Source organism: Macromonas bipunctata, from assembly GCF_002837135.1.
Lineage (GTDB): Bacteria > Pseudomonadota > Gammaproteobacteria > Burkholderiales > Burkholderiaceae_C > Macromonas_A > Macromonas_A bipunctata.
Genome location: NZ_NWBQ01000014.1, coordinates 1 through 21,688 on the forward strand (window position 1 = coordinate 1; position 21,688 = coordinate 21,688).

Consider the following 21,688-nt stretch of genomic DNA (forward strand, 5'->3'; position numbering starts at 1 on the left):
AGCCCAGCCTGCGGTCCACTTCGGCCAGCAGCATCACCCCGGCATCGCTGGTCATGCTGCCGCCATCGAAGCGGCCCTCGATCTTGCGGCGGCCCAGTCGGCCAAAATCAATCACGCCAACCTCATCGGCAGTTGTTTGCGGTGTACAGTTTGGTTTCGGCATTGCCCGTCCTCTCATCCAGATTCGATACCTCGATGTTCGGGCATTTCAAGGGCAATGTCGTCCTCATTTCTACGGGATACGGTGAAATATCCGGGCTAGAGCATGAACTACCCCGCCCGGTTTGAACCCGACGTGAACGGCGGTTACAGCGTCACATTCCGCGACATCCCCGAAGCCATCACGCAAGGCGATACCTTGGAAGAAGCCCGCCGCGAAGCCGTGGCCGCCCTCGTCACGGCAATGGACTTCTACTTTGAGGACAACCGCAGCGTGCCCACCCCCAGCGCCGCGCAACCCGGCGAAGAACTGGTGGCCATGCCCGTGTCGGTGGCCACCAAAGTCACGCTGCTCAACCTGATGTTGGAACAGCACAAACGCCCGGTGGACTTGGCCCGTGCCATGCACGTCAAACCGCAGGAAGTCACCCGCATCATGAACCTGCACCACGCCACCAAGATCGACACCTTGGCCAGCGCCTTTGCCGCGCTGGGCAGGCGCTTGCAAGTGCAAGTGGTTGCCACCTGACCCAGAGGCGGTTTTTTGCCAGTTCACCAGAAAGAAAATTGCGTTACAACTGGCGGCTGCGGGCCAGCGGCGGGTTGTTGGCAAAGTAGCGTTTGATGCCACGCAGCAGCGCGTCGGCCAGTTCTTCCTGGTAGGCGGGGTCGTTCAGGCGTTTTTCCTCCTCGGGGTTGCTGATGAAAGCGGTCTCGACCAGCACGCTGGGGATGTCGGGCGCCTTGAGCACCGCAAACCCGGCCTGCTCCACGCGCGGCTTGTGCAGCTTGCCCACGCGCCCCATCTCGCCCAGCATGGCGTGGCCCAGTTTCAGGCTGTCGTTGATTTGCGCCGTGGTGCTCATGTCGAACAGGATGTGCTGCAGCGCGGCGTCGGTCTCGCGCTGGCGTGCCCGGTTCACGCCGCCCACCAGGTCGGCCGCGTTCTCGCGCTTGGCCATCCATTGCGCGGTGACGCTGCTGGCGGCGCCGGGGCTGAGGGCGTACACGCTCATGCCTTGCGGTTCGGGCGAGTTGAAGGCGTCGGCGTGCAGGCTCACGAACAGGTCGGCCTGCACGCGCCGCGCTTTTTCCACCCGCGTGGGCAGCGGCACAAAGAAGTCGGCATCGCGCGTCATGTACACCTGTACCGGGTTGCCGTTGATCCTGAGCTTGCTCAGGCGCTGGCGCAGGCGCTGGGCAATCTGCAGCACCACGTGCTTTTCCTGTGTGCCACCGGGGCCGATGGCGCCGGGATCCTCGCCGCCGTGGCCGGGGTCGAGCGCCACCACGATCAGCCGGTCGGTCTGGCGCGCCGTGGGCCGGGTTTTGCTGGGCGTCGCCGCGCGGCTGGGGGGCGGTGGCGCGGGCCGCTGGGATGGCACGGGTGGCAGGCTGGCCGGTGTGATGCCGCTGGCCGCTGGCGTGCCGCCAGGGGGGTGGCGCGGCAGTTCTGGTACCGGGGGCAGTTGCCCCACCGCCGTGACCGCCTGCATGGGCGACAGCACCGCCACACTGGTGGTGGCCGCACGCGCGCTGGCCACGGCCCGGGCCGGGGCACTGCGGTCTGAGGCCTGCTGGCGTATCAGGTCGCCCAGCGGGTCGGAGGCGGGCAGCATGGGGCTGTTGGGCCCGGCGGCCAGCACGTTCTCGACGTTCTGCAGCCGCTGCACGATCAGCTCCTGCAGCGGGTCGGGCGTGGGCGCGGCGTGCAGATCCAGCACCAGGCGGTGCTGGTAGCGTGCCACCGGCGGCAGCTGGAAGATCTGCGGGTCGGTGTGCTGCTTGAGCTCCACCAGCAGCCGCACGCTGCTGTCGGGGTTCTGGGCCACGCGCAGTCGGGCCACGTTGGGGTCGCTGGCCTGCAGCTGCGCCGTGAGCGTGCGCAGGCTGGGCATGGTGTCCAGGCCTTCGATGTCCAGGGCCAGCCGGGGCGGGTCGCTGGTGAAGAAGGCGCGCGAGCGCAATGCACGGTCGGACTCAATGGTGACCCGGGTGTAGTCTTTGGACGGCCAGATGCGCACCCCCGTGATACGGGCGGCGTAAGCCAGCCGTTGTGGCCCCAGCCACAACGAGAACGCACCCGCAGGTGCTACCGATGTCAACCACTGCCGCCGGCTCAAGCCGGCGGGCGTCATGGCAGTGCGGCCTGCAACAGTTGTTGGCCGGTGGCGGTCTGGGCGCTGAGGGTGATTTGGCGTTGTTCGTTGTTCATGACCGTGAGCGTGAGGTTGATATCAGGGGTGGGCAAAACCCCTTGCGCCTGCTCGGGCCATTCAACGAGTTTCAGGCCCGGGTCTGCAAAGAGTTCCCGCAAGCCTGCATCCTCCCACTCACGTGGATCGTTGAAGCGGTAAAAATCAAGGTGAAAAATGGCCAATCCTTGCGACCATTGCGCGCTGGGCGGCGCTTGGTGCGGCTCCACCACCGCGTAGCTGGGGCTTTTGATGCGTCCGGTGACCCCCAACGCCCGCAGCAGGTGGCGCACAAATGTGGTCTTGCCCGCGCCCACGTCGCCTTGCAGCGTGATGGTGGCGTGCCCCAATGCCGGGCTGCGCGCCAGCCGCTGCGCCAGGGCCTGGGTGTCGGCCTCGGTGTGGGCGGTTTCTACAATGTGGTGCAAATGTTCGATGCTGTTCACTTTGTTTCGCAACTTCAAGCGTGGGGCCGTGCCCTGGGGTTTGCCCAGATCGGCGTGGCGGGGGTGGATTTGTCCAGCGCCGAGCCGGGCCTGCTGGCCTGGCTGGCCGAGGGCCGCCACGGCGACATGCACTACATGGCCAGCCATGGGCTCAAGCGCGCGCGTCCGGCGGAGCTGGTGCCGGGCACGCTCAGCGTCATCACGGCGCGCATGGATTATCTGCCAGCCGCCACCCCGGCGGACTGGCAGGCCGTTGAATGGCAACGCCTGCAACGCCCGCACGAGGCGGCGGTGTCGCTCTACGCCCGGGGACGGGACTACCACAAGGTGCTGCGCCAGCGCCTGCAAAAACTGGCCGACCAGATGGCCAGCGCGCTGGGGCCGTTCGGGTACCGCGTCTTTACCGACTCGGCCCCGGTGCTGGAAGCCGAACTGGCCAGCCGCAGCGGCCAGGGCTGGCGTGGCAAGCACACGCTGGTGCTCAACCGCGAGGGCGGCTCCATGTTCTTTTTGGGCGAAATTCTGGTGGACGTGGCTTTGCCCGCCACGCCCGCCACCAGTGGGCATTGTGGCCAGTGCCAAGCTTGCATCAGCGCCTGCCCGACCGGGGCCATCACCGCGCCTTACCAACTGGACGCGCGGCGCTGCATCTCGTACCTGACGATCGAGCACGCCGGGCCCATCCCCGAGGCCATGCGCCCGCTGCTGGGCAACCGCATCTACGGTTGCGACGACTGCCAGCTCATCTGCCCATGGAACAAATTTGCCCAGCGCAGCACCTTGCCCGACTTTGAAGCCCGTCCCGTCTGGCAGCGTCCCACGCTGGTGCAACTGTTGGCGTGGAGCGAGGACGAATTTTTGCGCCACACCGAAGGCAGCCCGATCCGGCGCATTGGCCACGAACGCTGGCTGCGCAACCTGGCGGTGGCGTTGGGCAACGCCTTGCGCCAGCCGTCGGCCACGGCCACCGAGCGCCAGCACTGGCAAGCCGCGTTGCAGGCGCGCGCCGAGCACCCCAGCGCGCTGGTGCGCGAGCACGTGCGCTGGGCCTTGCAAAGCGCCGATGCCGTCCCCACGTGAGGCCGTTGCGTCCGCCTGAAAAAAACCGCGTCAAAGCTGCAATCCTGCGAGCGGACGGCCCAAAAACCGTGACAAAATAGCGTCTTTTCGCGTTTCCGGCCCCTTATTGGCCCCTTATTGATTGTTATGAAAACCAAATTTCACCTTACCAAGCGCACCAATTCCCGCTTTTCGTCCGCTTCCGCCGCTGTCGGGGGCCCTGCCTCGCAGGCCATGGCGCTGGTGGATGAACGCTTTCTGGGCTGGCTCGCCACCCAGCACAGCACCCAGAACCCGCTGGCGCTGCAGCGCACCGCACTGGCCCCGGTGATGGCCCACTTGCTGCGCGCGGCGGGCTTTGAGCTGCCGCTGCAGCGCACCTACCTCTTCAGCGACACCGCCCCGACCCAGCTGCTCGACGACATGGTGCTGCGCACCGTGCCCCAGCACAGCGCCGACGGCGGCCTGGGCCTGGTGCGTGCCATGGGCCTGGAGCTGACACAGCTGGCGCAGCGCGGCGCCTGTGGCGTGGTGCTGCTGGTGAGCGACGACGAGCGCCTGATCCCCTACATCGACGAAGCGCAGTGGCGTGGCCTGAAGGTGGTGCTGGTCAGCGACGAGAACTCGCTGGACGTGCCCAAGCTGATGGGCGAAGACCCGAGCTGGGCGCGCCTGCTGCTGCAGGCCGACCGCCGCGTCGCCATCAACGACGTGGCCTGGACGGCCCTGACCGTGCCCGGTGCGGCGCTGCCGGTGGTGCGTCAGACGCCGTCCTCGTCCTACACCTTGCGCGACCGCGACCGCGACCACGAGCCGCAGCACAACCACCACCATCACCAGCGCGACGAGGAGTCGGCGTTTGACGGCGCATCCCCGCGCTACGCCAGCGCCCCGGCCAACCCCGACGAGGTGCCCGGCGACGAATGGCGCGCCCAAGTGCAACGCGCCATCCACGACTGGTGGGCCGACGAGACCCCGCACGCGCGCCTGGACTTGTACGAGGAAATGCAGCGCAGCCAGGGCGTGCCGCCCGAAACCGACCGCCACCTGCTGCTGCGTGTGCGCCGCGAGCTGCTGCGCACCCTGACGTTCCAGGAAAAGAAAGTGATGCGCGAGATGATCCGTGCCGTGGTGCTGGCGCAGCCGCCGGTGCTGGACGACGCGCCGCCGCGCCACCCGGCCCCCGAGCTGGCCACCCACGCCGCCGATACCGGCCCAGCCCACGGCACCGACCCCGCCGCCGAGGCCGCGCTGTCGCTGCCCGCAGCCGCCTAAACGCCCACGCCACCGCATGGAGGCCACCGGAGCCCGTCCGTGACCGCTGCCCCGCCCGTGGCGCCCATGCTGCGGCGCGATCTGGCGGCCTGGTGGGCCTCGCCACCCGGGCGCTACCTGTTGCAATGGGAGCAACAGCGCTTTGACGCGGCGGTGGCCAACCTGTTTGGCTACCACGCGCTGCAGCTGGGCCTGCCAGAGCTGGATGCGCTGGCCACCAACCGCATGCCGCACCGCTGGCTGGCGCTGCCCGAGCCCCTGGCCGCCCAGCCCGCACCCGATACCGCCCCACTGCCCGCTGCACTTGCCGCCTCCGCTGGGTTCGAGCGCCCCGTTGCCCTCATCACCCACGCGGCGGCGCTGCCGTTTGCGGCCCAGAGCCTGGACCTGGTGCTGCTGCCGCACACGCTCGAACTCAGCGCCGACCCGCACGCCGTGCTGCGCGAAGTGGAGCGCGTGCTGGTGCCCGAAGGCCGCGTGGTGATTGCCGGGCTCAATCCGGCCAGCCTGTGGGGCCTGCGCCAGTGCGCGGGCCAGTGGGCCGAACGCTGGGGCCTGACGCCACCCGCATCCGACCACCTGTTTGTGCCCGAGACCGGCGACTGGATTGCGCCGTGGCGCCTGCGCGACTGGCTGCGGCTGCTGGGCCTGGAGATCGAATCGACCCAGACCGGCGCCTACCGCTGGCCCGCCCACACGGCCCACTGGCTGGAGCGTGGCGCCTGGCTCGACCAGTGCGGGCCGCGCCTGTGGCGCGTGCTGGGCGCGGCGTACTTTGTGGTGGCCGTCAAGCGCGTGCGCGGCATGCACCTGCTGGGGCCGGCCTGGAAGCCACGCCGCGCGCTGGGGCCGCTGCCGGTGGCGGTGGCGCGCCACACCTCGCCCCGCACGCCTGAAGCCTCCCAGAAAACACCTTCCGAATAAACCGTTTCCTCCATGAACCACGTCACCATCTACACCGACGGCGCCTGCAAGGGCAACCCTGGCCCTGGCGGCTGGGGCGTGTGGCTCAAGTCGGGCCCCGCCGAAAAAGAACTCTGTGGCGGCGAGCCCCACACCACCAACAACCGCATGGAGCTGCTGGCCGTGATCGAGGCCCTGACCGCGCTCAAGCGCCCCTGCCACGTCAACCTGCACCTGGACAGCCAGTACGTGCGCAAGGGCATCACCGAATGGTTGAAAGGCTGGAAAGCCAAGGGCTGGAAAACCGCCAGCAACCAGCCGGTCAAAAACGTGGACTTGTGGCAGCGCCTCGATGAGCTGGTGCAGCACGGCGGCCACGACATCCGCTGGCACTGGGTCAAGGGCCACGCGGGCGATCCGGGCAACGAACGCGCCGACGCACTCGCCAACCGGGGCGTGCCGCAACGCGCGGGCGTGCAAAGCACAACGGTATAGGACATTGATGCAACGATCCACCCTGTTCAAAGGCGCTGGCGTGGTGGCGGCGCTGGCACTGGCGACCGTCCTGGCGTGGTGGCTGCAACGCGGCCCCGCCACCGGCACACCCACGGCCCAGCCCGGCGCTGCCGCTTCATCCCCGGCGGCACCTGCCGCATCGGGCCGTCCCCCTTCTGGGCCGCCCAGCGTGGAAGTGGTGCGCGTGCAACCCACCCGCTTGGTGGAAGAAGCCACCGCTGTGGGCACGTTGCGCTCGCGCCAAAGCGTGATGCTGCGCCCCGAAGTGGGGGGGCGTGTGGTGCAAATCGCGTTTGCCGATGGTGCCACGGTGCGCTGGGGCCAGTTGCTGCTGCGCTTGGACGACACCCTGCAACAGGCCGAACTGAGCCAGACGCAGGCCCAGTTGTTGGTGGCGCGTGCCAACCACCAGCGCAACCAGGAGCTGGTGGCGCAAAACTTCATTGCCCGCCGCGTGCTGGACGAAAGCCAGGCCGCCTTGCAGGTAGCCCAAGCGCAAGTGCAATTGGCCCAAGCGCGGCTGGCGCGCATGCAAGTGGTGGCCCCGTTCGATGGTGTGGTTGGCATCCGCCGTGTGCATCCGGGCGATTACGTCAAGGACGGTGCCGACCTGGTGCAACTCGAAGACACCTCCGCGTTCTGGGTCGATTTTCGGCTGCCGGAACGCCACCAGGCCCGCGTGGCCATCGGGCAGCCCGTGCAACTGACGCTGGACGCCCTGCCGGGCGTGTCCCTCAGCGCCAAGGTGCAGGCGCTCGATCCGCTGCTGGAGGCCGATGGCCGCGCCCTGCGCGTGCAGGCGGTGTTGCCCGCTGCCAAAGGCGTGGCACTCAAACCCGGCTTGTTTGCCCGTGTGACGTTGGTGTTGTCCACCGACGACGCGGCGCTGATGGTGCCTGAAGCCGCCATCGTGCCACAAGGCAGCCGCCAAACGCTGTTCACCGTGGCGGATGGCGTGGCCCGCCGGGTGGAAGTCCAGTTGGGCCTGCGCCGCAACGGCCACGTGCAGGTGTTGAGCGGCTTGCCCGCCGCCGGGGCGGCGGTGGTGGTGGCTGGGCAGCAGCGCCTGCAAAGGGGTGGCCCAGACGGCATCCCGGTGCGGGTGGTGGATTTGGCAGCTCCTGAGGCCCGCTGATGCAGTTGCCCCAAACCGCCATCCGCCGCCCGGTGTTTGCCACCGTGCTCTCGCTGCTGATTCTGCTGGTGGGCTGGGTCTCGTTTCTGGGCCTGAGCGTGCGCGAATATCCCCGCATCGATGAGCCCAACGTCAGCGTCAGCACCCGGCTGGCGGGAGCGTCCAGCGAGGTGGTGGAGTCCCAGATCACCAAACCGCTGGAGGACTCGCTGGCGGGCATCGAGGGTGTGGACATCATCACCTCGGTCAGCCGCCAAGAGTCGAGCCAGATCACGGTGCGCTTCAAGCTGGAGCGCGACCCCGATGCCGCCGCCGCCGAGGTGCGCGACAAGGTCAGCCGTGTGCGCGGGCGCTTGCCGCAAAACATCGACGAGCCGGTGATTGCCAAGGTCGAAGCTGATGCTTTTCCGGTGGTGTGGCTGGCGCTGAGTTCCGATACCCACAGCCGCTTGCAGTTGTCCGATCTGGCCAACCGCATCGCCAAACCTGTGCTGCAAACCGCCACCGGCGTGGCCGATGTGCGTGTGTACGGCGAACGCAAGTTCTCGATGCGGCTGTGGCTGGACCCCGAGCGGCTGGCCGCCTACCGCCTGACGGTGCAGGACGTGGAAGACGCGCTGCGCCGCGCCAACCTGGAAGTGCCCGCCGGTCGTATTGAGAGCCAGCAGCGCGAGTTCAACGTCACCGCCGCCACCGACGTGCAACGTCCGGCAGAGTTTGAGGCCATCGCCATTCGCCACGTCAACGGCATCACCGTGCGCGTGGGCGACGTGGCGCGGGTCGAGGAAGCGGCGCAGGACGAGCGCAGCACGGTGCGCCTCAATGGGCGCGATACGGTGTCGCTGGGCGTGATCCGCCAAGCCACCGCCAACCCGTTGGAGTTGTCGGCCTCGGTGCGTGCGCTGCTGACCAAGGTGCAAGCCGATTTGCCACCGGGCATCCGCGTGGATATTGCCAACGACACCTCGGTGTTCATCGACCGCTCGATCCGCGCCGTGTACACCACCATTGCCGAGGCCGTGGTGCTGGTGGCGCTGGTGATTTTTGTGTTCCTGCGCACGCTGCGCGCGTCCATCATCCCGCTGGTGACGATTCCGGTCAGCCTGGTGGGTACCTTTGCGCTGATGGCGCTGTTTGGCTTCAGCATCAACACGCTGACACTGCTGGCGCTGGTGCTGGCCATCGGGCTGGTGGTGGACGATGCCATCGTCGTGCTCGAGAACATCTACCGCCACATCGAGGACGGTATGACCCCGTTCGAGGCCGCCTTGCGTGGGGCCAAGGAAATCGGCTTTGCCGTGGTGGCCATGACGTTGACGCTGGCCGCCGTGTACGCACCGCTGGCCTTCACGCCGGGGCGCACCGGGCGCTTGTTTGCCGAATTTGCGCTGGCGCTGGCCGGGGCGGTGCTGGTGTCGGGTTTTGTGGCACTGACCTTGTCGCCCATGATGTGCTCGCGCCTGCTCAAGCACCAGGCGCAGTCCAGCCGGTTTGACCAAGGCATGGAGCGCGTGCTCAACGCCATCACCGCCGCCTATGGCCGTGCCTTGGCGCTGGCGTTGCGCCACCGCTGGCTGGTGGCACTGGTGATGCTGGGCAGCGCGGCGGGCAGCGTGTGGCTGTTCCAGCACACCAAGCAGGAGTTGGCCCCCATCGAAGACCGGGGCACCATTCTGGCCGTCCTCAACGGCCCCGACGGCGCCACGCTGGACTACACCCAGCGTTACGCGCAGGCCATCGAGCGCATCGGCCAGCCTTACCCCGAATTCGACCGCATCTTCAGCAACATCGGCAACCCCAGTGTGGCGCAGGGCACCGTCATCTTCCGCACCGTGCCGTGGGAGGAGCGCACCCGCACCACCCAGCAGATGGCGCGCGAGATGGCGCCCAAGATGGCCGCCTTGCCGGGCCTGACCGCTTTTCCCGTCACGCCGCCGTCGCTGGGGCAAAGCTCGCGCGAGCGGCCCATCAACTACGTCATCGTCACGTCCGACAGTTACGCCAACCTGGCCCAAGTGGTGCGCCAGTTTCAGGACAAGTTGGCCCAGCACCCCGGTTTTGTGCAGGTGGACACCGACTTGCGCCTGAACAAGCCCGAAGTGCGGCTCGAAGTCAACCGCGAACGCGCCGCCGACATGGGCGTGAGCGTGGATGCCATTGCCCGCACCGTGGAAACCATGCTGGGCGGGCGCAGCGTCACCCGCTACAAGCGCGAGGGCGAACAGTACGACGTGGTGCTGCAAACCCAAGCCGACCAGCGCAGCACGCCCGATGCGATTGAGCGCCTGTTTGTGCGGGGGCGCAATGACACCATGATCCCGCTGACCGCGTTGGTAAATTTGCGCGAAGTGGTGGTGCCGCGCGACCTGAACCATTTTGGCCAGCGCCGCAGCGCTGCCATCAGCGCCAATTTGGCCCCGGACTTCGCCTTGGGCGATGCGCTGGCGTTCATGGACGCGACCGCACGCGAAGTGTTGCCCCCCGGCTACACCACCGACCTCAACGGCCAAAGCCGCGAGTTCCGCCAGTCGTCGGGTTCGCTGGCGCTGGTGTTCGGGCTGGCGCTGCTGTTCATCTACCTGGTGCTGGCCGCACAGTTCGAGAGCTTCATCGACCCGCTGGTGATTTTGCTCAGTGTGCCGCTGTCCTTGCTGGGCGCGCTGTGGGCGCTCAAACTCAGCGGGGGCACGCTCAACGTGTTCAGCCAGATTGGCCTCATCACGCTGGTGGGGCTGATCACCAAACACGGCATCTTGATTGTGGAATTTGCCAACCAGCTGCGTGAGCAAGGGGCCAACGTGCGCGATGCGGTGCAACAAGCCGCCGAACTGCGCCTGCGCCCCATCTTGATGACCACCGGCGCGATGGTGCTGGGCGCCATGCCGCTGGCGCTGGCCACCGGCGCGGGGGCCGAGAGCCGCCAGCAAATTGGCTGGGTGATTGTGGGCGGCATGAGCGTGGGCACGCTGCTGACCATTTTTGTGGTGCCAGCGGTTTACACCGTGCTGGCGCGCCGCCGCGCCCCGGTGGCGCCGCCAGCCCCGGCTGTGCCTGCAGGCTGAACCGGGCCCTGAACCATGGTGGCATGGTGTGGGGCTTCCTCAGCCCGAATCAGGCGCCAGCGTTGCCCGCTTGCAGCCAGCCGTCCACCGCCTGCAGCAGCTGTTGCGGCGCAAACGGCTTGGTGATATAGGCCTTGAAGTCGGCCCCGCGCCCGCGTTCCACCTCGTCGGGCATGGCGTGGGCGCTGATGGCAATCACGGGCGTGGACGCCAGCTCTGCGTGCTGGCGCAGCGCCTGCAGCAGCGCGTAGCCGTCCATGTCGGGCAGGTCGATGTCGAGGAACACCAGCCCGGGCCGCTCAGCGCACGCCTGCGCCAGCCCCTGCGTGGCGGTGCTGGCCAGCAGGCAGGCTATATCGCCGCGCGTGTGTAGCAGCCGCTCCAGCAGCTTGAGGCTGACCGGGTCGTCGTCGATGCACAGCACCTTGTGGCGTTGCTGCGCGGGGGCGCTGGCCAGCGGGTCGGGTGCGTGTGCCGTGGCCGTGGCGCTGGTGTCAGGATGGGGGCCATCACCGGGGTGGCTGGGGTGCTGGGCGGCGTCGCTGGCCAGGGGCGCGGCGGGCAGCAGGCACCAGAATTCGGTCTCACCGGGCTGGCTGGCAAAGCCTATGCTGCCGCCCATGCGCTCCACCAGCCCCTTGGTGATGGACAGGCCGATGCCGGTGCCCTCCACCTGCTTGTGCGCCACCTCGTCGCGCGTGAATGGCTGGAACAGCACCGGCTGCAGCGCGGGCGCAATGCCGGGGCCGTTGTCGCGCACGCTCAGGCGCACCCACTGCGCGTCCACCGCCTAGTACGACACCCACACCGCGCCGCCGGGGCGGTGGTACTTGATGGCGTTGGAGGTCAGGTTCATCAGCACCTGCTTCAGGCGCATCTCGTCGGCCTGGCAGGCCAGGGGCTGCGCGGTGTCGATGTGCAGCGTCACGTCCTTGCGGGCGGCCAGGCTGTGCAGCCAGTCGTGGCATTCCTCCACCAGCCCGGCCAGCTCCACGCGCTGCAGCACCAGCTCCAGCTTGCCCGATTCGATGCGGCTCAAGTCCAGCACCTCGTTGATCAGCGCCAGCAGGTGGCGCCCGGCGTTGATGATCTCCTGCACGCTGTCTTGCTGGCATTCGCCCAGCGTGTTGTCCACTTCCAGCATCTGCGCAAAGCCCAGCACCGCGTGCATGGGGGTGCGGATCTCGTGGCTCATGCTGGCCAGGAAGGCGCTCTTGGCCTGGTTGGCGGCCTCGGCCTCCTGCGTGGCCTGGCGCAGCTGGGCGGTGCGCTCGGCCACCACCTGTTCCAGCTCGGCCTGGTGCCGCTGCAGCGCCGCCGTGGCCGCGCGCAGGGCCGAGATGTCGAGCCCGATGCCCAGCAGCACCGGCTGCCGGTTCCACACAAAGCTGTAGCCGTTGAACAGGTGGGGCACGGGCTGGCCGTCGCGGTTGAGGATGTCGAGCTCGATGCTTTCTTGCCCGTGGGCAAACACCTCGGCCATGCCTTGTTCCAGCCGCGCCACGTCGGCGGGTGGCACCACGTCCTGCAACCGGGTCTGGGCCAGTTCGGTGCCGCTGCGGCCCAGCAGTTGCTCAAAGTGCCGGTTCCACATCACGCAGTGGCCCTGGCGGTCCAGCACGTGGAATGCGCCCGGTATGGCGTCGATCAGTTTGCTCTGGAACGTGAGCGACTGCTCCAGCTGCGCCTGCCAGTGCGCGGCGCTGTCCTGCTGGCGCCTGAAGGCGCTGGCCGTCGCGTACCCCATGGCCGCTGCCGCCAGTACCACCACCAGCAGCGCCGCCAACGTCAGCTCCAGGCTGGGCGGGGCCATGAAGGTGTGGCCCTGCCAGTGCAGCGCGTACATGCCCAGCACCCCCAGCACGCTGGTGGCGGCCAGCGCCAGCCCCACTTTCTTGCCCAGCAGCCAGCCCCCTGCCATGGTGGCAATGGGCAGCGCCATCCACAGCAGGTTGCGCAGCCCCGACGACACGTACGCCCCCAGCCACGCCACCCCAATCAGGCCCCAGCACAGCACGTGCGCGGCGGTGCAGGGCTGGTGCCGGTGCAGCAGCCATTGCATCCACAGCGCCTGGCCCACCAGCAGCACCGTGACCGACTGCAGCTGCGCCGGGGCGCCCGCCAGCGCGTGGATGGCAAACATGGCGCCGCCCAGCACCAGCAGCGTCAGCGCAAAGAAGCGCAGCAGCGCGGTGGCCTGGGGCTCGGTCAGCACCCCTTGGCGGCAGGCGCACAGTGCGTGGTGGTGGTTCATGCGGGGTCGGCCTCAAGTGGAGGGGTGGGGATTGGTACAAAACACAGCTCCACCGCAAAGCACTGGCGGATGGCATGGATCACGTCAATGCCGCTGATGTCGGGCAGGCCCAGATCGACCAGCGCCAGGTCGAGCCGGATGGTCGGGTCGGCCAGCACCGCCAGCGCGCGCTGGCCCGTGGCGCAGTTGAACACCTCGCCGCCGATGCCCAGGCGCGCAATCGCGTTGCCCACCTGCTGCTCGAACAGCGGGTTGTCCTCCACCACCAGAATGCGGCGCGGCAGCAGGGGGGGACGAAGCGTGGGGCGTGGTCGGGGTGGGCTGCAAGGCGTTCATGGCCTGCGCAATGTACTGCAAACCCGCGCAAAAAACACCCCATGAATATGCGGCCCGTCCCATGAACATGGGGTACAACCGGTGGCGGCGCCGGACAGTCTGGTGTCAGGCTGCTGTCTGTAAAATGACCAGCGGTTTTTTCCGTTTCCCTTTTTCATACTTAAGTCATCCATGTCCCTCAACAACGTCACCCCCGGCAGCAAGGCCCCTGAAGTGTTCAACGTCATCATCGAAATCTCGATGAACAGCGACCCGGTCAAATACGAGGTGGACAAAGAGTCCGGCGCCGTGTTCGTGGACCGCTTCATGGGCACCGCCATGCACTACCCCACCAACTACGGCTACGTGCCGCAGACCCTGTCGGGCGACGGCGACCCGGTGGACGTGCTGGTGCTGACGCCGTTCTCGCTGCCGCCGGGCGTGGTGGTGCCGTGCCGCGCGCTGGGCATCCTGAACATGGAAGACGAAGGCGGCGTGGACGGCAAGGTGCTGGCCGTGCCGACCGAAAAAATCCTGCCCACCTACTCGCACATCCAGTCGATGGACGACCTCAACCCGCTCGAACTCGAGCGCATTGCCCACTTCTTCGAGCGTTACAAAGACCTGGAAAAAGGCAAGTGGGTCAAGGTGCTGGGCTGGGGCGACAAGGCCGCCGCGCAAAAGGAAATCGTGGACGGCATCGCCAACGTCGCTGGCAAGGCCTGATGCGGTCTTGATGCCCGCCTGTGGCTCCGGGGCCGCTGCGGGCCCTGGCCTCAGCCTTCGCCCAGGCAGAGGTACTTGATGTCCAGGTACTCGGCGATGCCGTGCGACGAGCCCTCGCGCCCCAGCCCGGACTGCTTGACACCGCCAAACGGCGCCACCGCCGTCGAAATGATGCCGGTGTTGACGCCCACCATGCCCGCCTGCAACGCCCTGGCCACGCGCCAGACCCGGCCCAGGTTGCCCGCGTAGAAGTACGCCGCCAGCCCGAACTCGGTGGCGTTGGCCAGCGCAATCGCCTCGGCTTCCGTTTCAAAGTGGAACAGCGGTGCCACCGGGCCAAAGATCTCCTCCTGCGCCACCCGCATCGCAGGCGTGGCATCTGCCAGCACTGTAGGCTGGTAGAACGTGCCGCCCAGCGCGTGGCGCTGGCCGCCGGTCAGCACACGCGCCCCTTGCTGCACCGCATCCGCCACCAGGGCTTGCACCTTGTGCAGCGCGGGCGGGTCGATCAGCGGCCCCAGCTGCGCCCCGGCGTCGGTGCCGGGCCCCACTTGCAACTGCTGCACCGCCGCCGTCAGCTTGGCGGCAAAGGCGTCGTACACGCTGGATTGCACCAGCAGCCGGTTGGCGCAGACGCAGGTCTGCCCGCTGTTGCGGTACTTGGAGGCGATGGCGCCTTGCACCGCCGCGTCCAGGTCGGCGTCGTCAAACACGATGAACGGCGCGTTGCCGCCCAGCTCCAGCGACATTTTCTTCAGCGTCGGCGCGCATTGCGCGGCCAGCAGGCGGCCCACTTCGGTGGAGCCGGTAAAGCTCAACTTGCGCACCAGCGGGCTGGCCGTGAGCACGCCGCCCACCGTGGCCGCATCGCCCGTGACGACGCCCAGCACCCCGGCCGGCACGCCCGCGCGGTGCGCCAGCTCCGCCATCGCCAGCGCCGACAGCGGTGTCTGCTCGGCGGGCTTGACGACGATGGTGCAGCCCGCTGCCAGCGCCGGGGCCACCTTGCGCGTGATCATGGCTGCCGGAAAATTCCACGGCGTGATGGCCGCGCACACGCCCACCGGCTCGCGCGTCACCAGCAGGTGCTTGTCCGGCCACGGCGACGGAATCACCTCGCCGTACACGCGCCGCGCCTCCTCGGCAAACCACTCGATGTAGGACGCCGCGTAGGCGATCTCGCCCCGTGCCTCGGCCAGCGGCTTGCCCTGTTCGCTGGTCATGATGAGCGCCAGATCGTCCTGGTGCGCCAGCATCAGGTCGTGCCAACGGCGCAGGATGCGGGCGCGCTCGTCGGCGGTGCGGGCCTTCCAGGGTGCGAAGGCGCGTTGCGCGGCGTCAACCGCGTCTTGCGTCTGCGCGCGGCCCAGGCTGGGCACGGTGGCGATGAGTGCGCCGGTGGCGGGGTTGCGCACCTCCAGCGTGGCGCCGTCGCTGGCGTCCAGCCATTGGCCGTCGATGTAGCACTGCGATTTCAGCAGCGTCGGGTCTTGCAAGGGCAGGGTGGTCATGGCGGTTTTCAGGGTGTAGGTATGGTGTTGGCGGCGCCGGTCTTGAAATGGCTGGCCAGTTCGGTGGCTGCGCGCACCAGCAGGGCAGTATCGAGCCCGACCGCCACGAACAGCGCGCCCGCGTCCAGGTACTGCTGCGCCAGCGCCCGGTCGGTGGCCAGTATGCCCGCAGCCTTGCCCGCTGCGCGCACGGTGGCAATGCCGTCCAAAATAGCGCGCTGCACCTCGGGGTGGCTGGGCTGGCCCCGGTGGCCCATCGACGCCGACAAGTCCGACGGGCCAAAGAACACGCCGTCCACGCCGTCGGTAGCGGCAATGGTGGCCAGGTTGGCCAGCGCACGTGGCGTCTCGGCCTGCACCAGCAGGCACATTTCGCCGTCGGCGTGTTGCAGGTAATCGGTGATCTGGTTCCAGCGCGAGGCCCGCGCCAGCGCCGCGCCCACGCCCCTAATGCCGTGCGGCGGGTAGCGCATGGCGCGCACCATCTGCGTGGCCTGCTCTGGCGTGTCGATCATCGGTACCAGCAGCGTTTGCGCGCCCACGTCCAGGTACTGCTTGATGAGAGCCACCTCGCCCTGCACCGGGCGCACCACCGGCTGCACCGGGTAGGGCGCCACTGCGCGCAGTTGCTCCAGCACCGTGCGCACATCGTTGGGCGCATGTTCGCCGTCCAGCAGCAGCCAGTCGTAGCCACAACCGGCCAGGGCTTCGGCGGCGTTGGCATCGGCCAAGCCGACCCAGAGCCCGATCTGGCGCTGGCCCGCTTGCAGCGCGGCCTTGAAGGTGTTGCGGGGCATGGGCAGCATGGCGGGCGTTCTCCGGTGTGTGGGGTGGCGGGCAAGACCATAACCATACCGCAGCTGAGATAATCCGCCCCACACCCCGCCCCCAATTTAACAGTTGACCGCCCCATGAACTTCCAGCTTTGCGTTGCACAACTCAACTTTGTTGTTGGCGACTTGACCGGCAACGCCGACAAGATCGTCCAGGCGGCGCGGCAGGCGCACGCGCAAGGGGCGCAAGTGTTGCTCACGCCCGAGCTGGCGCTGTGCGGCTACGCGGCCGAAGACCTGCTGCTGCGCCCCGCGTTCCTGGACGCCTGCGACGCCGCCCTGCAAGCGGTAGCGCGCGAGACCGCCGACCTGCACGGTCTGCACATCGTGGTCGGCCACCCGCAACGCCTGGCCAGCGCCGTACCGCGCACGCGCAGCGTGGCCGCCAGTGGCTGCCACAACGCCGCCAGCGTCCTCAGCGGGGGCCAGATCACCCACACCTACGCCAAGCGCGAGCTGCCCAACTACCAGGTGTTCGACGAGCGCCGCTACTTCAGCCCTGGCGCCCAGCCCTGCGTGTTCAGCGTCACCAACGCCGCCGGCCAAAGCCTCAAAATCGGTTTGCTGATCTGTGAGGACGCCTGGTTCGACGCCCCCGCCGCCGAGGCCCGGGCCGCAGGCGCCGACGTGCTGGCCGTCATCAACGCCTCGCCGTTCCACGTGGGCAAGGGCGACGAGCGCGAGCAGGCCATGCGCCTGCGCGTGCTGGCCACCGGCTTGCCGCTGGTGTACGCGCACCTGGTGGGCGGGCAAGACGAGATCGTGTTCGAGGGCCGCAGCTTTGCGCTGGATCGCAACGGCGCCCTGGCCGCGCGCGCGCCCAGCTTTGCCGAGGACTTGCTCACCGTTACCCTCCAATCGCCGCAAGAGGCCGCCGCCAGCCCGTCGCATTTTGGCCTCACCGGCCCCATCGCCCCCGAGCACACCACCGAGGCCGACCTCTGGCACGCCTTGGTGCTGGGCGTGCGCGACTACGTGGGCAAGAACGGCTTTCCGGGCGCGCTGCTGGGCCTCTCGGGCGGCATCGACTCCGCCCTGGTGCTGGCCATCGCCGTCGATGCCCTGGGCGCCGACAGGGTGCGCGCCGTCATGATGCCCTCGCCCTACACCGCCGACATCTCCTGGCTCGACGCGCGCGACATGGCCGCCCGCCTGGGCGTGCGCTACGACGAAATCGCCATCGCGCCGCAGTTCGAGGCCTTCCTGGGCTCGCTCAATCCGCTGTTCGAGGGCCGCCCGCTCGACACCACCGAAGAAAACCTGCAGGCCCGCATCCGGGGCACCATGCTGATGGCGCTGTCCAACAAGTTCGGCAGCGTGGTGCTCACCACCGGCAACAAGAGCGAAATGGCCACCGGCTACTGCACCCTTTACGGCGACATGGCCGGTGGCTTTGCCGTCATCAAGGACGTGGTCAAAACGATGGTGTTCAAGCTGGCGTGGTGGCGCAACGCCAACGACCCCTACGGCACCGGCAGCAACCCCATCCCCGATCGCATCATCACCCGCCCGCCCAGCGCCGAGCTGCGCCCCGACCAGACCGACCAGGACAGCCTGCCACCCTACGAGGTGCTGGACGCCATCGTCGAGCGTTACATGGAACAAGACCAGTCGCCCGCCGAGATCGTGGCCGCGGGCTACCCGCAGGCCGCCGTGGCGCAGGTGGTGCGCCTGATCCGCATCAACGAATACAAGCGCCGCCAGGCCCCGCTGGGCGTGCGCGTGACGCACCGCAGCTTTGGCAAGGACTGGCGCTACCCCATCACCAGCCAATACCGCGCCTGAACCAGCACCAGGCGGCCACGGCGGGCACGTGTTACAGTTTTGCCTCAATTTGGATCCCCATTTTTACCCCGCTACTGGAGCCCCCCGCATGAAGCAAATCACCGCCGTCATCAAACCGTTCAAACTGGAAGAGGTGCGCGAAGCCTTGGCCGAACAGGGCGTGACCGGTTTGACGGTGACCGAAGTCAAGGGCTTTGGCCGCCAGAAGGGCCACACCGAGCTCTACCGCGGCGCCGAGTACGTGGTGGACTTCCTGCCCAAGGTGCGCCTGGAAGTGGTGGTCAAGACCGAGGACGTGGACCGCTGCATCGAGGCCATCATCCGCGCCGCGCGCACCGGCAAGATCGGTGACGGCAAGATCTTCGTCACGCCCGTGGAGCGCGTCATCCGCATCCGCACCGGCGAAGAGGACGACAACGCGGTCTGAGCCGCGCGCCCTTCAGCCCAGGCGCTGCCACAACGCCGTGCCCCATACCGCGCCGCACAGCAGCAAACTCAGCAGCACGGCGGCGCTGCCGGTGTCCTTGGCGCGCTTGGACAGCGCGTGCCACTCCGGCCCGATGCGGTCGATGGCGGCCTCGATGCCGGTGTTGAGCAACTCCACCACCAGCACCAGCACCACCGCGCCCGCCAGCAGCGCGGTCTCCACCCAGCTCTGGCCCAGCCACACCGCCAGCGGCAACAGCACCAGCGCCGCCAGCGTTTCCTGCCGGAACGCAGGCTCGTGCCAGCCCACGCGCAACCCCGCCAGCGAATAGCCCAGCGCGTGCCGCAGCCGTTGCAGCCCCCGGCGCTGCTTTTGGGCCTGCGGCGGTTCGTGCGCGGCGGTATCGGGGGAGGAAGGGGAGTGGCGTGTGGGCATGTTCGTGCAGCCAAGTGTTCAGGCGCGGGCCTTCTTGGCGTCTGCCGGGGGCGGTGTCTGCACCAGCTGCGTGCCGGCCCAGGCGTCGTGCCAGAACTGCCGCTGCGGGTGCAACCAGGCCAGCGCCGCCCACAGCGCCACCCAGCCACAGCACACCGCGCCCACCGCACCGGGCGTCAGCTGCCCCCAGGCGCTGATGGCCAGCGGCGGCAGAAACCAGACCCAGCTCAGCACATAGCGCCACACCGCGCGCGCCTGCGTCAGCGGCTGGCCCTGCACGTCCACCACCCGGATGTGCCAGGTCCGCATGGCCAGCGTCTGGCCCTTGGCCCAGCACCAGCCAAAGTAGATGCCCAGCACCAGGAACAGGAATGCCTGCTGCGCCCAGCGGTTGTCCAGCGCGTGCCGGGTCTGCGTCAGCGTGCTGAACAGGTAGCCCGCCACAAACACCACGCCAAACAGCAGCATGCCCTCGTACACCCAGCACGCCATGCGGCGGCGCAGGGTGGGCGTGGGCCAGTGGGCGGCGGCGGGTGGGGTGGGGGCGGCGGTGGAGGAGGAAGTGGTCACGTCGGGACGGCAGCGGTGGAAGGACGGAGGACGGCACGCAAGGCGCCACAGGAGCGCGGCGCGGCCCGCATTGTCGCACCGCCGGCCCGCCAGATATTTACACCCGCCTTTCAAGCCGACGGCGTGGCAATGTAATAATGGAGGATTACCAGCATCACAAACTCTCAGGCAAACGGGTCAATATCGCGCGAAACGGGTTTCGCCATGGCATTGGCCTCAAGTTCCAACACCGCCTCACGAGGGCGCGTCAAGGAGCACCCAAGGTTTTTCGTTAGAGAAATTCTCAAAAGGTTCATCATGGAAATCAACAAGACCGACGCTACCGGCGCCAGCACCGACGCCAACGCCCCCGAGCTCATGGGCTCCGAAATCCTGGTGCGCGCGCTGCAGGCCGAAGGCGTCAAGCACCTCTGGGGCTACCCCGGCGGCGCGGTGCTCTACATCTACGACGCGATCTACAAGCAAGACACCATCCAGCACGTGCTGGTGCGTCACGAGCAAGCCGCCGTCCACGCCGCCGACGGCTTTGCCCGCGCCACCGGCGAGGTGGGCGTGGCCCTGGTCACTTCTGGCCCCGGCCTGACCAACGCCGTCACCGGCATCGCCACCGCGTACAGCGACAGCATCCCGATGGTCATCATCTCGGGCCAGGTCGGCACCGCCGCCATTGGCTCCGACGCGTTCCAGGAATGCGACACCGTCGGCATCACGCGTCCCATCGTCAAGCACAACTTCCTGGTCAAGGACGTGCGCGACATGGCCGACATCATGAAGAAGGCCTTCCACATCGCGCGCACCGGCCGCCCCGGCCCGGTCGTGGTGGACGTGCCCAAGGACGTCTCGTTCAACCGCACCGCCTACCACGGCTACCCCGAGTCGGTGTCCATGCGCAGTTACAACCCGGTGCGCAAGGGCCACGGCGGCCAGATCCGCAAGGCGCTGCAACTGCTGCTCAATGCCAAGCGCCCCTACATCTACACCGGCGGCGGTGTGCTGCTGGGCAACGCGGTGCCCGAGCTGCGTACCCTGGTCGATCTGCTGGGCTACCCAGTCACCAACACCCTGATGGGTCTGGGCGCCTACCCCGCCACCGACAAGAAGTTCCTCGGCATGCTGGGCATGCACGGCACCGTGGAAGCCAACTACGCCATGCAGCACTGCGACGTGCTGCTGGCCGTGGGCGCCCGCTTTGACGACCGCGTGATTGGCAACCCCAAGCATTTCGCTTCCGTCGAACGCAAGATCATCCACATCGACATCGACCCGTCCAGCATCGCCAAGCGCGTCAAGGTGGACGTGCCGATCGTGGGCGACGTCAAGGACGTACTGACCGAGCTTATCAACATGATCAAGGAAGCGCAGCAGCAGCCCGACGCCGGTGCGCTGCAAGCCTGGTGGGACACCATCGAGGGCTGGCGTTCGCGCGACTGCCTGCGCTACGACCGTGGCAACACCGAGGTCATCAAGCCGCAGGCCGTGGTCGAGACCCTGTGGCGCATGACGCAGGACGACGACTGCTACATCACGTCCGACGTCGGCCAGCACCAGATGTTCGCGGCCCAGTTTTACAAGTTCAACGAGCCGCGCCGCTGGATCAACTCCGGTGGCCTGGGCACCATGGGTGTGGGCCTGCCCTACGCCATGGGCATCAAGCTGGCCAAGCCCGACGCCGACTGCTGGTGCATCACGGGCGAGGGCTCGATCCAGATGAACATCCAGGAGCTCTCGACCTGCCAGCAGTACGGCACGCACGTCAAGATCGTGTCCCTGAACAACCGTTACCTGGGCATGGTGCGCCAGTGGCAGGAACTCATCTACCAGGGCCGCTACAGCCACAGCTACATGGACGCGCTGCCCAATTTCGTCAAGCTGGCCGAGGCCTATGGCCACGTCGGCATGCTGATCGAGCGCCCCGAGGACGTGGAACCCGCGCTGCGCGAGGCCCGCGCCATCAAGGACCGCTCCGTGTTCCTGGACTTCCGCACCGACCCGACCGAAAACGTCTGGCCGATGGTGGAAGCGGGCAAGGGCATCACCGAAATGCTGCTGGGTTCGGAAGAGCTGTAATCCCTTTTTTCAGAA

20 protein-coding genes and 1 pseudogene are annotated in these 21,688 nt (G+C 67.8%); 11 read left to right on the forward strand and 10 right to left on the reverse strand.

All coding sequences use genetic code 11. The features are described from left to right. Positions 1-163, reverse strand: a pseudogene (locus CON76_RS02040) (IS1380 family transposase); the annotation flags it as partial. Between the two features lie 102 nt (positions 164-265). On the opposite strand from CON76_RS02040, the gene CON76_RS02045 reads away from it, so the two are divergent. Beyond that, on the forward strand, positions 266-688 hold the full coding sequence (locus CON76_RS02045) for a type II toxin-antitoxin system HicB family antitoxin (RefSeq protein WP_101101595.1): 423 nt from the start codon (positions 266-268) through the stop codon (positions 686-688). A 43-nt stretch (positions 689-731) separates the two neighbouring features. On the opposite strand, the gene CON76_RS02050 is transcribed toward CON76_RS02045, so the two are convergent. Both CON76_RS02050 and tsaE read right to left on the reverse strand, forming a co-directional pair. Next, the gene (locus CON76_RS02050; RefSeq protein ID WP_101101597.1) at positions 732-2,297 is read right to left on the reverse strand and encodes an N-acetylmuramoyl-L-alanine amidase; all 1,566 of its coding nucleotides are present in this window, start codon (positions 2,295-2,297) and stop codon (positions 732-734) included. Beyond that, positions 2,294-2,782, reverse strand: a complete 489-nt coding sequence (tsaE, locus tag CON76_RS02055; protein ID WP_240592723.1) for a tRNA (adenosine(37)-N6)-threonylcarbamoyltransferase complex ATPase subunit type 1 TsaE — start codon at positions 2,780-2,782, stop codon at positions 2,294-2,296. Before tsaE ends, CON76_RS02050 begins: the two co-directional genes overlap by 4 nt. Here tsaE and queG point away from each other — a divergent pair, their 5' ends adjacent. The 6 genes from queG to CON76_RS02085 all read left to right on the forward strand — a co-directional run bounded on the left by queG (position 2,783) and on the right by CON76_RS02085 (position 10,750). After that, complete coding sequence (queG, locus tag CON76_RS02060) at positions 2,783-3,880, forward strand: tRNA epoxyqueuosine(34) reductase QueG (protein WP_101101601.1); 1,098 nt, start codon at positions 2,783-2,785, stop codon at positions 3,878-3,880. A gap of 126 nt (positions 3,881-4,006) precedes the next feature. Next, the gene (locus CON76_RS02065; protein ID WP_101101603.1) at positions 4,007-5,134 is read left to right on the forward strand and encodes an NYN domain-containing protein; all 1,128 of its coding nucleotides are present in this window, start codon (positions 4,007-4,009) and stop codon (positions 5,132-5,134) included. A gap of 66 nt (positions 5,135-5,200) precedes the next feature. Further along, on the forward strand, positions 5,201-6,058 hold the full coding sequence (locus CON76_RS02070) for a class I SAM-dependent methyltransferase (protein ID WP_420812887.1): 858 nt from the start codon (positions 5,201-5,203) through the stop codon (positions 6,056-6,058). Between the two features lie 12 nt (positions 6,059-6,070). Beyond that, entirely contained in the window at positions 6,071-6,532 is a 462-nt protein-coding gene (rnhA, locus tag CON76_RS02075) for a ribonuclease HI (protein WP_101101605.1), read from the forward strand. A gap of 7 nt (positions 6,533-6,539) precedes the next feature. After that, the gene (locus CON76_RS02080) at positions 6,540-7,688 is read left to right on the forward strand and encodes an efflux RND transporter periplasmic adaptor subunit (RefSeq protein ID WP_101101607.1); all 1,149 of its coding nucleotides are present in this window, start codon (positions 6,540-6,542) and stop codon (positions 7,686-7,688) included. Next, positions 7,688-10,750, forward strand: coding sequence for an efflux RND transporter permease subunit (locus CON76_RS02085; protein WP_101101609.1), 3,063 nt, complete (start codon positions 7,688-7,690; stop codon positions 10,748-10,750). Before CON76_RS02080 ends, CON76_RS02085 begins: the two co-directional genes overlap by 1 nt. Before the next feature lie 49 nt (positions 10,751-10,799). Here the strand turns inward: CON76_RS02085 and CON76_RS02090 are convergent, their stop codons facing one another. The 3 genes from CON76_RS02090 to CON76_RS02100 are packed head-to-tail and all read right to left on the reverse strand — an operon-like array spanning position 10,800 to position 13,270. Next, entirely contained in the window at positions 10,800-11,537 is a 738-nt protein-coding gene (locus CON76_RS02090; protein ID WP_101101611.1) for a hybrid sensor histidine kinase/response regulator, read from the reverse strand. Between the two features lie 3 nt (positions 11,538-11,540). Continuing rightward, complete coding sequence (locus CON76_RS02095; protein ID WP_101101614.1) at positions 11,541-13,004, reverse strand: PAS domain-containing sensor histidine kinase; 1,464 nt, start codon at positions 13,002-13,004, stop codon at positions 11,541-11,543. Further along, the gene (locus CON76_RS02100) at positions 13,001-13,270 is read right to left on the reverse strand and encodes a response regulator (RefSeq protein WP_169928960.1); all 270 of its coding nucleotides are present in this window, start codon (positions 13,268-13,270) and stop codon (positions 13,001-13,003) included. Before CON76_RS02100 ends, CON76_RS02095 begins: the two co-directional genes overlap by 4 nt. Before the next feature lie 241 nt (positions 13,271-13,511). Between CON76_RS02100 and ppa the strand changes: the two genes are divergently transcribed. Continuing rightward, positions 13,512-14,045, forward strand: a complete 534-nt coding sequence (ppa, locus tag CON76_RS02105) for an inorganic diphosphatase (protein ID WP_101101618.1) — start codon at positions 13,512-13,514, stop codon at positions 14,043-14,045. A gap of 50 nt (positions 14,046-14,095) precedes the next feature. On the opposite strand, the gene CON76_RS02110 is transcribed toward ppa, so the two are convergent. Further along, positions 14,096-15,568, reverse strand: coding sequence for an NAD-dependent succinate-semialdehyde dehydrogenase (locus tag CON76_RS02110; protein ID WP_276308986.1), 1,473 nt, complete (start codon positions 15,566-15,568; stop codon positions 14,096-14,098). Next, a complete protein-coding gene (gene hpaI / locus CON76_RS02115) occupies positions 15,565-16,362 on the reverse strand; it encodes a 4-hydroxy-2-oxoheptanedioate aldolase (RefSeq protein ID WP_101101622.1) in 798 nt (265 codons plus the stop codon). Before hpaI ends, CON76_RS02110 begins: the two co-directional genes overlap by 4 nt. Positions 16,363-16,467: 105 nt before the next feature. Between hpaI and CON76_RS02120 the strand changes: the two genes are divergently transcribed. Both CON76_RS02120 and CON76_RS02125 read left to right on the forward strand, forming a co-directional pair. Beyond that, positions 16,468-18,174, forward strand: a complete 1,707-nt coding sequence (locus CON76_RS02120; protein ID WP_101101624.1) for an NAD+ synthase — start codon at positions 16,468-16,470, stop codon at positions 18,172-18,174. A gap of 88 nt (positions 18,175-18,262) precedes the next feature. Next, positions 18,263-18,601 (forward strand): P-II family nitrogen regulator, encoded by a 339-nt coding sequence (locus CON76_RS02125; RefSeq protein WP_101101626.1) that lies wholly within the window; start codon positions 18,263-18,265, stop codon positions 18,599-18,601. Between the two features lie 12 nt (positions 18,602-18,613). On the opposite strand, the gene CON76_RS02130 is transcribed toward CON76_RS02125, so the two are convergent. Together CON76_RS02130 and CON76_RS02135 are read right to left on the reverse strand one after the other, a co-directional pair. Next, the gene (locus tag CON76_RS02130) at positions 18,614-19,036 is read right to left on the reverse strand and encodes a diacylglycerol kinase (protein ID WP_101101628.1); all 423 of its coding nucleotides are present in this window, start codon (positions 19,034-19,036) and stop codon (positions 18,614-18,616) included. An 18-nt stretch (positions 19,037-19,054) separates the two neighbouring features. After that, entirely contained in the window at positions 19,055-19,606 is a 552-nt protein-coding gene (locus CON76_RS02135; protein WP_101101630.1) for an RDD family protein, read from the reverse strand. A gap of 297 nt (positions 19,607-19,903) precedes the next feature. Between CON76_RS02135 and CON76_RS02145 the strand changes: the two genes are divergently transcribed. Next, entirely contained in the window at positions 19,904-21,673 is a 1,770-nt protein-coding gene (locus CON76_RS02145; protein ID WP_101101633.1) for an acetolactate synthase 3 catalytic subunit, read from the forward strand. Positions 21,674-21,688 lie beyond the last annotated feature (15 nt).